Annotated in this window: 10 protein-coding genes; 4 read left to right on the top strand and 6 right to left on the bottom strand. The window is 64.4% G+C overall.

The window, feature by feature from the left end; translation table 11 throughout:
• Positions 1-162: 162 nt before the first annotated feature.
• On the top strand, positions 163-1,077 hold the full coding sequence (locus tag ACE10W_RS11260; protein WP_304551542.1) for an alpha/beta fold hydrolase: 915 nt from the start codon (positions 163-165) through the stop codon (positions 1,075-1,077).
• Here the strand turns inward: ACE10W_RS11260 and ACE10W_RS11255 are convergent.
• The 6 genes from ACE10W_RS11255 to ACE10W_RS11230 form a co-directional block, all read right to left on the bottom strand.
• Positions 1,074-1,748 (bottom strand): spermidine synthase, encoded by a 675-nt coding sequence (locus ACE10W_RS11255; protein ID WP_304551540.1) that lies wholly within the window; start codon positions 1,746-1,748, stop codon positions 1,074-1,076. The two genes, ACE10W_RS11260 and ACE10W_RS11255, sit on opposite strands and share 4 nt — an antisense overlap.
• A 36-nt stretch (positions 1,749-1,784) precedes the next feature.
• Positions 1,785-5,021 carry a bifunctional cytochrome P450/NADPH--P450 reductase gene (locus ACE10W_RS11250; protein ID WP_304551538.1) on the bottom strand — a complete coding sequence of 1,079 codons (3,237 nt, stop codon included), beginning with the start codon at positions 5,019-5,021 and terminating at the stop codon, positions 1,785-1,787.
• A 129-nt stretch (positions 5,022-5,150) separates the two neighbouring features.
• On the bottom strand, positions 5,151-6,146 hold the full coding sequence (locus ACE10W_RS11245; RefSeq protein WP_304551536.1) for an alpha/beta fold hydrolase: 996 nt from the start codon (positions 6,144-6,146) through the stop codon (positions 5,151-5,153).
• A 10-nt stretch (positions 6,147-6,156) separates the two neighbouring features.
• Positions 6,157-7,707: a wax ester/triacylglycerol synthase family O-acyltransferase gene (locus tag ACE10W_RS11240; protein ID WP_028172428.1), complete on the bottom strand. Its 1,551-nt coding sequence runs from the start codon at positions 7,705-7,707 to the stop codon at positions 6,157-6,159.
• Between the two features lie 47 nt (positions 7,708-7,754).
• Entirely contained in the window at positions 7,755-8,555 is an 801-nt protein-coding gene (locus ACE10W_RS11235) for a triacylglycerol lipase (RefSeq protein WP_304551533.1), read from the bottom strand.
• The gene (locus ACE10W_RS11230) at positions 8,555-8,812 is read right to left on the bottom strand and encodes a DUF6489 family protein (protein ID WP_011085662.1); all 258 of its coding nucleotides are present in this window, start codon (positions 8,810-8,812) and stop codon (positions 8,555-8,557) included. Before ACE10W_RS11230 ends, ACE10W_RS11235 begins: the two co-directional genes overlap by 1 nt.
• A gap of 399 nt (positions 8,813-9,211) precedes the next feature.
• Here ACE10W_RS11230 and ACE10W_RS11225 point away from each other — a divergent pair, with 399 nt between their 5' ends.
• The 3 genes from ACE10W_RS11225 (at position 9,212) to ACE10W_RS11215 (ending at position 12,874) form a co-directional block, all read left to right on the top strand.
• Entirely contained in the window at positions 9,212-10,807 is a 1,596-nt protein-coding gene (locus ACE10W_RS11225) for an ABC transporter substrate-binding protein (RefSeq protein WP_011085661.1), read from the top strand.
• Positions 10,808-10,911: 104 nt separating this feature from the next.
• On the top strand, positions 10,912-11,892 hold the full coding sequence (locus ACE10W_RS11220; protein ID WP_038965796.1) for an ABC transporter permease: 981 nt from the start codon (positions 10,912-10,914) through the stop codon (positions 11,890-11,892).
• Positions 11,893-11,902: 10 nt separating this feature from the next.
• Positions 11,903-12,874: an ABC transporter permease gene (locus ACE10W_RS11215; RefSeq protein ID WP_028172430.1), complete on the top strand. Its 972-nt coding sequence runs from the start codon at positions 11,903-11,905 to the stop codon at positions 12,872-12,874.
• Positions 12,875-12,881: the final 7 nt, after the last annotated feature.

Genomic DNA, 12,881 nt, shown 5'->3' with positions numbered 1-12,881 from the left:
CCTCCTGAAATCGAGAGCTGCGATGCCCTTCTTTTTTCGCCATACCACACCGTTGCGCGGTGCCGGTCAACCGGCAAGCAGCGGGTGCGCTGATGCGCGCGCCGCTTCTTTGCGGCGGGAAACCGTGCGATACAGCATCGATCAGCAGGAGGGACCGCGCCCGTGAACGCCCATCAGCCGCCCCAGACCGTCCGCGCCAACGGCATCGACATTTGCTACGAGATTTTTGGCAACGACAACGCCGAGCCGCTGCTGCTGATCATGGGGCTCGGGGCGCAGATGATCCATTGGGACGATGCGTTCTGCGAGCAGCTCGCCGTGCACGGCTTTCGCGTGATCCGCTTCGACAACCGCGACATCGGCAAGTCGAGCCATCTCGCGGGCGGCAAGCGGCTGACGCCGCTCGAGCTGTTGAAGCTCCGCTTCCTCAGGATTCCCGTAGCCGCAACCTACAAGCTGATCGACATGGCCAGGGACACCGTGGGCCTGATGGACGCGCTCGGCATCAAGTCGGCGCATCTGGTCGGCGCCTCCATGGGCGGCATGATCGCGCAGGAGGTGACGCTGTCGTTTCCCGGGCGCGTGCGCTCGTTGACCTCGATCATGTCGACGACGGGCAATCCGCGCGTGCCGCCGCCAACACGCGAGGCCGCGGCGATGCTGATGGCGCCGCCTCCGCGCAGCAAGGAGGAGTTCATAGTCCGCTACGGCCAGACCTGGAGGGTGTTGCGCGCCGGGGCCTTTCCGGAAGAGGAAGCACTCGACCCTGATCGTGCCGAGCGCGTGTTCGCGCGCGGGCTCAATCCGGCCGGTGTCGGCCGGCAGCTCCGCGCCGTGCTCGCCTCCGGAAGCCGCAAGGAACGGCTGCATGGCGTGAAGACGCCGACGCTGGTGATCCACGGCACGGTTGATCCCCTGGTCCATCCCGAAGGCGGCAAGGACACGGCGGCATCAATTCCCGGCGCAAAGCTGTTGATGGTCGAAGGCATGGGCCACGCGCTGCCGATGCGTTTCTGGCCCGAGATCATCGGCGCCATCGACAAGCACGCGCGTCGAGCAGCAGCACAGGCTGCCTAGCGCTTTCTCGCCATCCAGATCACATGGCGCGCGCCGCCGCCCCTGCCGGTGGCGCGGATGTTGACTTCGTTGACGTCGAAACCCGCGCTCTTTAGGCGCCTGGTGAATCCCGGGTTGGGCCCCGACGACCACACGGCGAGCACACCACCCGGCCGCAGCGCCGTCTTGGCCGCCTTCAACCCGCCCGCGTTGTAGAGCGCATCATTGCCCTTCCGGGTCAGCCCCTCCGGCCCGTTGTCGACGTCGAGGAGGATGGCATCGAAGGCCGATCGCTGCGCGCGGATGATTTCTCCAACGTCGGTCTCCCGGATCTTGACACGGGGATCGTCGAGGCTGTCGCCAAAAACCTCCGCCATCGGACCTCGCGCCCAGGCAACCACCGCCGGCACGAGCTCGGACACCACGATCTTCGCCTTAGCTCCGAGCACGGCCAGCGCCGCACGCAGCGTAAAGCCCATGCCGAGGCCGCCGATCAGGACAACGGGCTTTGCGACCGTCTCGATCTGCTTCGCCGCCAGCGTCGCAAGTGCGGCCTCCGAGCCCGACAGACGATTGTTCATCAGCTCGTTGGTGCCGAGCTTGATCGAGAACTCCTTGCCCCGCCGCATCAGGCGGAGCTCTTCGTCGGAGCCGGGGATTTTGGCGGTGTCGATCTTTTCCCAGGGAATCATGGGAGAGCTTTAGCACGATTTGCTTCGTAGCCCGGCCTAACCGCCCGCCCAGACGTCGAGCACATAGCGATTCGTCGCGCCCATCTCCTCGATCCAGCGCGCGGCCGTGGCGGCATCGCTACCGCTCTTCTCGCTGCGGATCGCAACGAGCGCCGCCTTCACGTCGGGCTCCATTTTGCCGCCGTCGCCGCAGACGTAGATGATGGCGCCCTGCTCGATCAGCGGCCAGACCTTGTCCTTCTGCGCCGCGAGCACATGCTGCACATAGGTCTTCGGTCCGGCCGCGCGCGAGAACGCGGTGAAGAGCTCGGTGACGCCGCTTGCCGCCAGCGCCTTCAGCTCGTCGGCGTAGAGAAAATCCTGATCGGGGTGGCGGCAGCCGAAGAACAGCATCGCCGGGCCAAGCGCAGCGCCTTTCGCCTTGCGCGCGGCGCGCTCCTGGAGGAAGCCGCGGAACGGCGCCAGTCCCGTGCCCGGCCCGATCATGATGATCGGCACGGATGAGTCGTCCGGGAGCCGGAAGCCGGCCTTGGTCTCGCGCACCGTGGCGTAGATCGCATCGCTCGCGCGCCGGTTGGCGAGATAGTTCGAGCAGATGCCTTTGTAGACGCCGCGCCCGGAAGCGGCCGGCCCCTCGACGACGCCGACCGTGATACTGCACCGCGCCGGATCGACCGAAGGCGAGGAAGAGATCGAGTAATAGCGCGGCGCCAACAGCGAGAGCATTTCCAGATAGACGTGGAACGGCAATTCGCAGGCCGGATATTCGAGCAGTAGATCGTACACCGATTTGCGCCTCGCCAGAATCTCGGTGCGATAGCGCTCGGCCGGCTCGGCCTCCTCGCCGACGAAGGCCAGCAGCTTCGGCTTGGTGACCGGGCAGCGCGTGTGCTCGGCCATGATCTGGATCTGCTTCCGCGTCGCCACCTGCTGCAGCTCGACGAACTCGCTGAGCAGGCGGCCGACCGACACGGCCTCGCCGACCGGCAATTGGGCACGGCGGCCTTCGGCCACCTGAAGCCTGATCTGGTCGGCCGGCAGGAAGCCGAAGCGGCGGGCGACCGAATCCACCAGCGTCGGATCGTTGCGCGGAACGACGCTCAGATGATCGCCGACGCGGTAGGTGATGTTGGGTGGCAGCTGCACCTCGATATGGCGCGTCGAGCGCTCCGACGGATTGGACCCGCTCTTGTTCTGAAGCTCGTCATTGACCAGCACCTTCATCGCCACCGCGCCGCCCTGGGCCACGATGGTGTTGACGGCAGTCACCGCGACAGGCTCGATCGCGTAGAGCGGATCGTCCTCCGCGGTGCGGGTGAAGTTCCAGTCGATGCCGAACTCCTTGGTCGCGACCTGGGCAGCTGCCGGGAACCATTTCTGGAACTGGCCGTCGAGATCGCTGCGCGCGTCACCTTCGCCGCGCGGATAGACCGCGCGCGCGCCATGCGCCGACAATTGCTCGTCGATGAAGCGCGGCACCGATTGATAGGTCGCGGCCCAGTCGCTGTTGCCGCAGCCGAACACAGCGTAGCGCACATTGGCAAAGGCATCCTTGGGCAGGTCGCTGCCGAGCCATTTGACGAATTGCGTCGCATTGTCCGGCGGCGCTCCGTTATAGGAGGCGCAGATGATCAGCACGCCGCCCTCCTGCGGCAGCTTGCCGACGTATTCGTCGAGCGCCCCGAGATGCACGGCAAAGCCGTTGATCTCGGCGAGGTCGGCCATGCGTGTCGCGAGTTCTTCGGCGGTGCCGAGATTGGAGCCGTACAGCACCAGCATCGGCGTGTTGTGGCCGGGCCGCGCCGTCGGCTGACGCGGTGCTCGCGGCGCCGAGGACACAGCCGCGACAGGCCCGCCATAGGCACCGCGCTCGCGATCGGCGCGCGGACGAACCTTGATCTTGAAGCCCTCCGGCTTCATCGTCAGCGTTTCCTTCAGGTGCATCTGGTAGCGCTGGTGGTCGATCAGCTTGAAACGCTGGAGGATCATGCCGAGCGCGAGCGCCGCCTCGTGCATGGCAAAGCCGCGGCCGATGCAGGCGCGCTGACCGTTGCCGAACGGCTTCCAGGCATTGATCGGCCGCTTGGCCTCCGCCTCGCGGCTGAAATTTTCGGGATCGAAGGCATCGGGATTCGGCCCCCAGACGGAGGGATCGCGATGCAGCGCCGTCACCAGAATGGTGATGAACGTGCCCTTCCTGAGCTTGTACTTGCCGCCGCCGATGGTTTCGTCCGCGAGCGGCGAGATGCCGTAGGCCGGCGCCGGCGGCCACAGCCGCAGCGCCTCTTTCAGGATCTGCGTGATGTAGGTGAGCTGCGTCACCTGCTGATAGGTCGGCTTCGCGTTGACATCTGGACCGAAGACGCGATCGACCTCGTCATAGGCCTTCTTGAGGATGTCGGGATGCTTCAGGAGCGCATAGAGCGTGTAGGACAAGAGGCCGCTCGTGGTCTCGTGGCCCGCGATCAAGAACGTGTTGATCTGGTAGCGGATGTTCACGTCGTCGAGCTGCTCGCCGGTCGAGCGGTCGACGCCGGTCATCATCGCCGCGAGCATGTCCTTCTTGTCGTCGATCCCCTCTGCACTCTTGCGGCGCTCTGCGATGATCTCGTCGACCATCTTGTTCATGAAGGCGACGTCTTCGGCGAGGGTCTTGCGCCGCTTCTGCATCCAGATCTGCTCGAACGGCAGACCCCGCGTCATCATGATGGTTTCGAGCGAGCGCACCAGCGACTCGACGAAGGGATGGTAGTCGCGCCGGTAGAACGAATTGAATCGGTAGTCGAAGCCGCACAGGCCGATCGTGTCCAGCGTCAGGGCGGTCATGTCGTGGACGACGTCGATCTCGTCGTCGGCGTTGAGCCGCTCCCATTTTTGGACGAGCTGCTCGGCGATGTCGACCATGCTCGGGTGGTAGGACTGCATCGCTCGGTTGCCGAACGGCTGGAGCAGGATGTTGTGCGCCTTGCTCCAGTTCGGCTCCCTGGTGTCGGCCGTGAACAGGCCGTCGCCGCCGACCGCACGCACGCGCCGCAGCGCGCCGCGCACCGTCTTGTCGAAGCGCTTCTCGTCGGAGAGCTCGTCGACGAGATCGTGGCCCGAGACGACGACGATCGGCGAGCCCATCATGTCGAGCCAGAAGATCGGGCCGAGCTCCTTGGCGAGCCGCGTCAGGTGCTGCACGGGAGCCGCCGAGTCCAGCGACAGCATATTGCCGACCACCGGCTTGGTCGGCGGCTGCGGGATCGGGTCCAGACGGTTCTTGGATGACATTGACGTGCGCTTCCCCCTGATCGCGTCATTCCGGGGCGATGCGCAGCATCGAACCCGGAATCTCGAGATTCCGGGTTCGCCCTTCGGGCGCCCCGGAATGACGTTCCATTTACACTGACGACGGCATCGTCACCCAAACCGCCTTCTACGCCATTCGATCAGCTTGGCGCTGACCTCGTCCGGCTTCTCCTGCTGCGTCCAATGGCCGCTGTCGCGGACCAGATATTTTTCGAGATCGGGAATCAGCTTGTCCATGCCATCGGCGGAAGACGGCGGCAGCACCGCGTCGTTCTCGGCCATGATCATCAGCGACGGCACGCGTACCGTATGATCGAGCCCTTCGGCGCGCACCCAGTTGCGCGACATGTTGCGGTACCAGTTGATGCCGCCGGTAAAGCCGGTCCTGGTGAAATTGTCGACGAACACCTTCTTCTCTTCCGGCAACAGGATCGGCGTGCGCGGATCGTGCTTGGCGTCATAGGCCGCAATCATCTGCGGAAACGCCAGATTGACCCGCGGCGAAGCGCCCACCCCGGCAATCACTTCCTCTGCCGGTGCATCGGGCGGGCGCGGCGCCGGCTTGCGCATGAACGCATCGAAGGTTTGCTCGACGCGGCTGCCGAAAATCCTGTCGGCCTCACGCGACGGGTCCTGGAACTGCACGATGTACATCTTGTCGCCAAACCGTGCGCGCAGGAGTTCGATCGGATCGGCCCAGGCCCGGTTGGTATGGGGGGTATTGATGCCGACCACGCCGGCGACGCGGCCGATATGCCGCAGCGGCATCTGCCAGACGATGAAGCCGCCCCAGTCGTGGCCGACGAAGATCGCCTTGTCGATCCCGAGATGATCGAGCAGACCGACGAGGTCGCCGGTCAGGTGCTCGATATCGTAGTCCTCGACCGGCTCGGGCCGGTCGGTCGCGCCATAACCGCGCTGGTCCGGCGCGATCACCCGGATTCCGGCCTCGCTCAGCGCCTTGATCTGATGGCGCCAGGAAAAGGCGAGCTCCGGCCAGCCATGGCACAGCACCATCGGCGGGGTGTCGGAGACCGGACCCGCCTCGTAATAACCCATGCGGATTCCGTTCGTCTGCACGAACTTGAGCGGCGGCATTTCGATCATCGGGACATTCCTACTCAGCAGCGCCCTTGATGTCGGCCGCTGGCGGCGCATAGGCCGCCTCCAGCGCAGCAAACTCCTCGGGCAGCATGTCACACATCACCTGCACATGCGGAATGATGTTGGCACCGACAATGAAACCGAAATCGAGCTGGTCGCGATAGCTCTGCACCGTGATGTTGAGCGCCTGCCCGTGCGTCGAGATCGACACCGGGAAGATATGCAGCAGCTCCGCGCCGGCGGCGTAGAGCGTCTGCCGCGGCCCGGGTACGTTGGACACCGTGATGTTGGCGGCCGGCGGCAGCACGTCCGACAGGTTCGAGCGGCTGTAGAGCAAGGCCAGGATCTGCACCATGATCGGCGCGCCCAGCATCGAGATGTTGGACACTTGCGGCATCAGGGCGCGCAGCGGATGCGACATCTCCTTGGACTTGGTCGATTGCGCGATGATCGCCTCCAGTCGGGCCTTGGGATCGTCGATGTCGGTCGCGATCGCGCAGATCATGCCGAAAACCTGGTTGTTGGCCTCGGTGTTGCCTTCCTCGCGCAGCGAGATCGGCACGGCGGCGGTCAAGGATTTCGCCGGCAGCGTGCCATATTGCTGGAGATAGCGGCGGACCACGCCGGAGGCGAGCGCCAGCACGACGTCGTTGAGCTTGCCGCCGGCCTGCTTGGCCAGCGCCTTCGCCCGCGACAGCGGGATCGACACGCCGGCGAAGCTGCGCTCCGAGGAGATGGTCTTGTTGAGCATGGTCGGCGGCGACACCATGCTGGCCAGGCTCTCGCGCGACTTCGGATCGGCGACCTTGCCGAGCACGTCGGACACGCTCTTGAGCACGGTCGGGATGTTGCCGGCGAAGCGCACCGCGCTCTCGATCTGGTACATCGCATTGTCGAACAGGATCGAGCCGATGTCGCTCTTGCCGGTGCGCGGCAGCTGCAGGTTCTTCGCAGCGGCCGAAGCATCGAGCGGCTGGCTGAAGAGCTGCTGATAGGAATCGAGCAGGTTGGCGGCGATGTCACGCGGCTCCTGCCCCGGCTTGGCTCCCGCCGCCGGCGGATCGACCTTCCGCGGGATCGGCGAGATGTCGTAGATCATGTTGGTCAGCGCCGCGCCGGCACCGCCGTCGATGGCGGCATGGTGCATCTTGGAATAGAGCCCGACCTCATTGTCCTTCATGCCCTCGAACACGTAGAATTCCCAGAGCGGGCGGGCGCGGTTCAAGAGCTTGGCGTGCATCCAGCCGACGATGCGTTCCAGCGTGGCGCGGTCGCGCGGCTGCGGCAGGCTGGCGCGGAAGATGTGACGGTCAATGTCGAACTGATCGTCCTCGACCCAGGAGGGATGGTCGATGTCGAGCGGCGCCTTCTCCAGCCGCGCCTTCAGGATCGGCGCGATGTGCAGGCGCGAGACGATCATCGCCTTGAAGTCTTCGAAGAAGTCGCCCTTGTAATCGTCGGGCAGGCGAAAGATCGCCATGCTGCCGACATGCATCGGCATTTCCGGCGTTTCCAGATAGAGAAACGACGCATCCAGCGACGACAGCTTCTTACCGTCAGCCATGGTTCCCTCCCGCAAGATTTGACGGGCGCCTTGGACGGCGCTTCTCGTCAGGCCGATATTGCCCGCTCCGGCGGGGCATATGCAATGGCAAACGGCCCTGCCCGGTCAAATGGCCAGAACTCCCCTTCCGGTTGCGCCAGCCGGTCCGCCACGGCCCACAGCGCGGCGGGGTTAACGCCGAGCCCGATATGGCTCGCCAGGTGCACCTCGATGTTCTCCGCATGGTCCGAGGGGCGCAACAGACAGGTCCGCCAGTTCACGACGCCGTCGGCGCGGGAATAGATCGACGTCGCCGGCACCGGCAGATCGCCGGCGATCGCCTCGCGCAGTTCGGCAAAATCCTCGACCCGCTCGCCGGACAGCGCCTCATAGAGCCGCGTGGCGTTGGTCGCCCGCACGTCGTTTGCAAAAGGACTGCCGAGCGTAATGACGTAACGGACCATGTCGGGCGCCTGGAGCGCGAGATCGCGGGCATAGACGCCGCCGAGGCTCCATCCGACCAGGCTGACCTTGCGCCCCCTCGCGGCGTGGATCTCGGCGAGACGGGTGCGCAAGGCCTCCCGCATCCGCCCCAGCCCGCCGAGATTGCGGCCCATCCGCCAGGCATGTGCCTCATAGCCGAGCTCGCTCAGATAGCGCCGCATCGGCGCCATCGAAAGATCGCTGGCGAGAAAGCCCGGCAGCGTCAGCACCGGATGGCCGTCGCCCCTGGGCGCGCGCATCAGCAACGGCGACAACAGCAGGCTGGCGTTCAACTCGAACAGGCCGCGGGCTTCGGCGAGCAGCAAACCAAGGCCCGGCGGACGAAGCCGGTCAGACGTTTGCGGCCCGTCCCGCCCGGCCGACATTATTTCTTCTTATCGCTGCTGCGCGTTCCGCCGAGGCCGGCCATGGTGACGAACATGTCCTGAAACCGCTCGGCAAGCTTCGGATCGAAAGTGAACCAGCTCTGGATCAGCGATTCCGGCGAGACCTTGTCGATATTGCTCAGGACCTGCTGCTGCAGCTTGTCCATGACGGCAATCTGCATCGGCGAGACGTCCGGCAATCCGAAGAACTGACGGGCCTCGAGGGGGGTGCAGTCGATTTCGATGTTAACTTTCATGTCCCCTCCGGATGAGATTCGAGCACTCTGTTGGAGTATCGCCGCGACACGGTGTGCAACGCAAGCGACCTCAGACGCGCCGCGGGGCGCCGGCTCCCGCAATCGGCGGGTATGGTCAATCAAATTGCTCGGCCGCGACCGCAGCTCGGACGGCTGAGACGCCAACGGCCGACAGGGCCAATTTCCCTTTACCCCGGGACTTCACAGGTCGAAAGTCGAATGTCGTTCGCGCGCCAGCCTCCCCTAGATTGCCGGTCAGCATTGCTGCACAGCGGTGCAACTTGGCGCGTTCCTTGCTGGAATGGCGCTTGCACGGGTCGTGAACTCTGGGCAACATGGATCGATCAGCCCCGCCGAACAATCAAAAATCACGGCGCGGCAGAGTGGAGAGGGTCAAGAATGTCAGTCGGACGAACTCTGTTTGCGGCGACGCTCGCCGGTACGCTTGCGTTGGCGGTCTCGCCGGCGTCGAGCCAGACGCTACGTTATGCCAACCAGGGTGACCTGAAGTCGCTCGATCCCTATACGCTCAACGAGAGCACCACCCACGCTCATCTCGGTCACGTCTATCAAGGCCTCACCGCGCGCGACAAGGACCTCAAGATCATTCCGGCGCTGGCGGAAAGCTGGGAAACCCCGGAACCGACCCGCTGGCGCTTCCATCTGCGCAAGGGCGTGAAATTCCACAACGGCGACCCCTTCACCGCCGACGACGTGGTGTTCTCGGCCGATCGCGTGCGCAAGAAGGGGTCCAACATGCAGACCCGCCTTGCGCCCGACGTCAAGGTGGTCAAGGTCGACGACTACACCGTCGATTTCGTCCTGCCCTCGCCCAACCCCATCCTGCATAACGCGTGGGATGTCTGGTACATCATGGACAAGAAATGGGCCGAGGAGAACAACGTCGTCGACCCGACGCCGGTGGCAGCGACCACGCCGAGCTACGCCTCGCTCCACGAGAACGGCACCGGCCCCTTCATCATCGAGAGCCATCAGCCCGGCGTGAAGACGGTGTTCAAGGCCAATCCCAATTACTGGGGCAAGGTCGAAGGCAATTTGAAGGAGATCATCTTCACCCCGATCTCCTCCGACGCTACCCGCGTCGCCGCTCTGCTCTCCGGCGAAGTCGACGTCATCGAGCCGGTGCCGATCCAGGACATCTCCCGCGTCGATTCCAGCCCGAATGCCCAGGTGCTGAAGGGGCCGGAGCTGCGCACCATCTTCATCGGCTTCGACCAGATGCGGGATGAGCTGCTCTACTCCAACATCAAGGGCAAGAACCCGTTCAAGGACATCAAGGTCCGCGAGGCGTTCTACAAGGCGATCGACATCGAGCTGATCAAGACGCGCGTGATGCGCGGGCTGGCGACGCCATCGGCGCTGATGATCGCGCCGGAGCTGTTCATACTGTCCAAGGAGTTCACGCGGCCGAAATTCGATCCCGACGGCGCCAAGAAGCTCCTGACCGAGGCCGGCTATCCCGACGGCTTCGAGGTCACCATGGACTGCCCGAACGATCGTTATGTCAACGACGCCGCGATCTGCCAGGCCGTGGTCGGCATGCTTGCCCGCATCGGCGTCAAGATCAATCTGCTGGCGCAGCCGAAGGCACAGTACTTCGCCAAGGTGCTGAAGCAAGGCGGCTACCAGACCTCGTTCTACATGCTGGGCTGGACGCCGAGCACGATGGATTCTCACAACGTGCTCTTTGACATCATGGGCTGCCGCGACGATGCGAAATCCTCACGGGGCGAGGCCAATCTCGGCGGCTACTGCAACAAGGAGTTCGACGCCATCACCGACAAGGTGCTGGTCGAAACCGACACCGCCAAGCGCAACCAGCTGATCAAGCAGGCCTACGAAATCGGCAACAAGGACTGGTCCTACATCCCGCTGCACCAGCAGGCGCTGGCCTGGGGCGTATCGAAGAAGGTCAACCTGCCGCAGCGCGCCGACAATCTGGTCATGTTCCATTGGGCGACCAAGAAGGAATAGCGTCAGTTGAACACGAGGTCCCGGGAGCGTCAGGCTTCCGGGACCTTTCCTTTTCCGGCCGACAAAGTCGTCGGCTGTAAGCGCACCCAAGGACAGTGGAAGAAATGCTCGCTTTCACTCTACGCCGCGCCGTTCAGGCTATCGGCGTCATGTTTGCCGTCGGCATCATCGCGTTCTCGATGTTCCGATTCGCCGGCGATCCCGTCAACCAGATCGTCTCGATCGACACGTCGGCGGCCGAACGCGAAGCCGTGCGCAAGTCGCTCGGCCTCGATGATCCCGTGCCGGTGCAGTTCGTGCGCTATTTCGGCGATGCCGCGCAGTTCAAGTTCGGCGTGTCCTACCAGTTCCGCCAGCCGGTCTCGGCGCTATTGATGGAGCGCATGCCCGCGACGCTGGAACTTGCGATCTGCGCGACCGTGTTCGCAATGGTGTTCGGGATCCTGATGGGAGTCTATTCGGCGCTCAAGCGCGACACCGCGCTCGCCAAATTATTCCAGGCGGTCTCATTGATCGGCATCTCGCTGCCGACGTTCCTGATCGGCATCCTCCTGATCTATCTGTTCGCGGTGACGCTGGGCTGGCTGCCCTCGTTCGGCCGCGGCGAGGTGGTCAAGCTCGGCTGGTGGACGACGGGCCTGCTCACGCTGTCGGGCCTGAAGGCGCTGATCATGCCCTCGATCACGCTCGGCCTATTCCAGATGACCCTGATCATGCGGCTGGTGCGGGCGGAGATGCTGGAAGTGCTGCGAACCGACTATATCCGCTTCGCCCGCGCCCGGGGGCTCACCACCCGTGCCATCCATTTCGGCCACGCGCTGAAGAACACGCTCATTCCCGTGATCACGGTAGCCGGGCTCCAGTTTGGCTCGGTTATTGCATTTTCGATCATCACCGAAACCGTGTTCCAGTGGCCGGGCATGGGACTTCTGTTCGTTCAGGCCGTGCAAAACGTCGATATCCCGATTATGGCCGCCTACCTGCTGATGGTCTCGCTGATTTTCGTCACCATCAATCTGGTGGTCGATATCCTCTACACCGTGGTCGATCCGCGCCTGCGCTCGACCGTCGGCCGCGCGACATAGGGCAATCTGCATGTCAGACGCAGTCGTCTCCAATTCCGACAAGCAGAGCACGCAGCCGACCCACGCTGCCCGCGGCTGGCTCAGCCGCGCGCTCGATAGCGACGTCTTCTATTCCTTCCGCCGCTCCAAGCTCACCATGGTTGCGGCCGCCATCACGGTCTTGTTCTTCCTGCTCGCGATCTTTGCCTCCTGGCTTGCGGTCCAGAACCCGTTCGATCCGGCGCAACTTCAGCTGATGAACTCGCGGATCTCACCGCTGTGGACCGCCGACGGCCAGAGCCCGTTCCTGCTCGGCACCGACGAGCAGGGTCGCGACGTGTTCTCCGCCATCCTCTACGGCATGCGCATCTCGCTCGCCGTCGGCGTGGCCGGCGTGATCTTCGCCGGTGCGCTCGGCATCGCGCTCGGCCTGATGGCCGGCTATTTCGGCGGCGCGGTCGACGGCGTGATCATGCGGATCGCCGACGTCCAGCTCACCTTCCCCGCCATCCTGATCGCGCTGCTGGTCAATGGCATCGCGAAATCGATCCTCGGCAACCGGCTGGATGCCACCAGCATGCTGGTGGTGCTGGTGATCTCGATCGGTCTGAGTTTCTGGGTCGGGTATGCCCGGACCGTGCGCGGTTCCGTGATGGTCGAGAAGAACAAGGACTACGTGGCCGCCGCGCAGCTGATCGGCCTGCCCGCGCCCGTGATCATGCTGCGGCATGTGCTGCCGAACACGATGGGCCCGATCCTGGTCATCGCCACCATCAACCTCGCGCTCGCCATCATCACCGAGGCGACGCTGTCCTTCCTCGGCGTCGGCCTGCCCGACACCATGCCCTCGCTCGGCACGCTGATCCGCATCGGCAACAACTATCTGTTCGCGGGCGAATGGTGGATCGTCGCCTTCCCCGGGCTCGCGCTCGCCGCACTGATCCTCTCCATCAACCTGCTCGGCGATTGGCTGCGCGACGCGCTCAACCCGAAACTTCGATGAGTGTGCG

This window comes from Bradyrhizobium sp. B025, from assembly GCF_042257955.1.
GTDB lineage: Bacteria > Pseudomonadota > Alphaproteobacteria > Rhizobiales > Xanthobacteraceae > Bradyrhizobium > Bradyrhizobium diazoefficiens.
This window is presented reverse-complemented; position numbering and strand designations above follow the sequence as displayed.

Excerpts from the sequence above, each read along its gene's own strand:
- ACE10W_RS11255 (WP_304551540.1), bottom strand. The coding sequence starts at position 1,748 with ATGATTCCCTGGGAAAAGATCGACACCGCCAAAATCCCCGGCTCCGAC.
- ACE10W_RS11250 (WP_304551538.1), bottom strand. The coding sequence starts at position 5,021 with ATGTCATCCAAGAACCGTCTGGACCCGATCCCGCAGCCGCCGACCAAG.
- ACE10W_RS11245 (WP_304551536.1), bottom strand. The coding sequence starts at position 6,146 with ATGATCGAAATGCCGCCGCTCAAGTTCGTGCAGACGAACGGAATCCGC.
- ACE10W_RS11240 (WP_028172428.1), bottom strand. The coding sequence starts at position 7,707 with ATGGCTGACGGTAAGAAGCTGTCGTCGCTGGATGCGTCGTTTCTCTAT.
- ACE10W_RS11235 (WP_304551533.1), bottom strand. The coding sequence starts at position 8,555 with ATGTCGGCCGGGCGGGACGGGCCGCAAACGTCTGACCGGCTTCGTCCG.
- ACE10W_RS11230 (WP_011085662.1), bottom strand. The coding sequence starts at position 8,812 with ATGAAAGTTAACATCGAAATCGACTGCACCCCCCTCGAGGCCCGTCAG.
- ACE10W_RS11225 (WP_011085661.1), top strand. The coding sequence starts at position 9,212 with ATGTCAGTCGGACGAACTCTGTTTGCGGCGACGCTCGCCGGTACGCTT.
- ACE10W_RS11220 (WP_038965796.1), top strand. The coding sequence starts at position 10,912 with ATGCTCGCTTTCACTCTACGCCGCGCCGTTCAGGCTATCGGCGTCATG.
- ACE10W_RS11215 (WP_028172430.1), top strand. The coding sequence starts at position 11,903 with ATGTCAGACGCAGTCGTCTCCAATTCCGACAAGCAGAGCACGCAGCCG.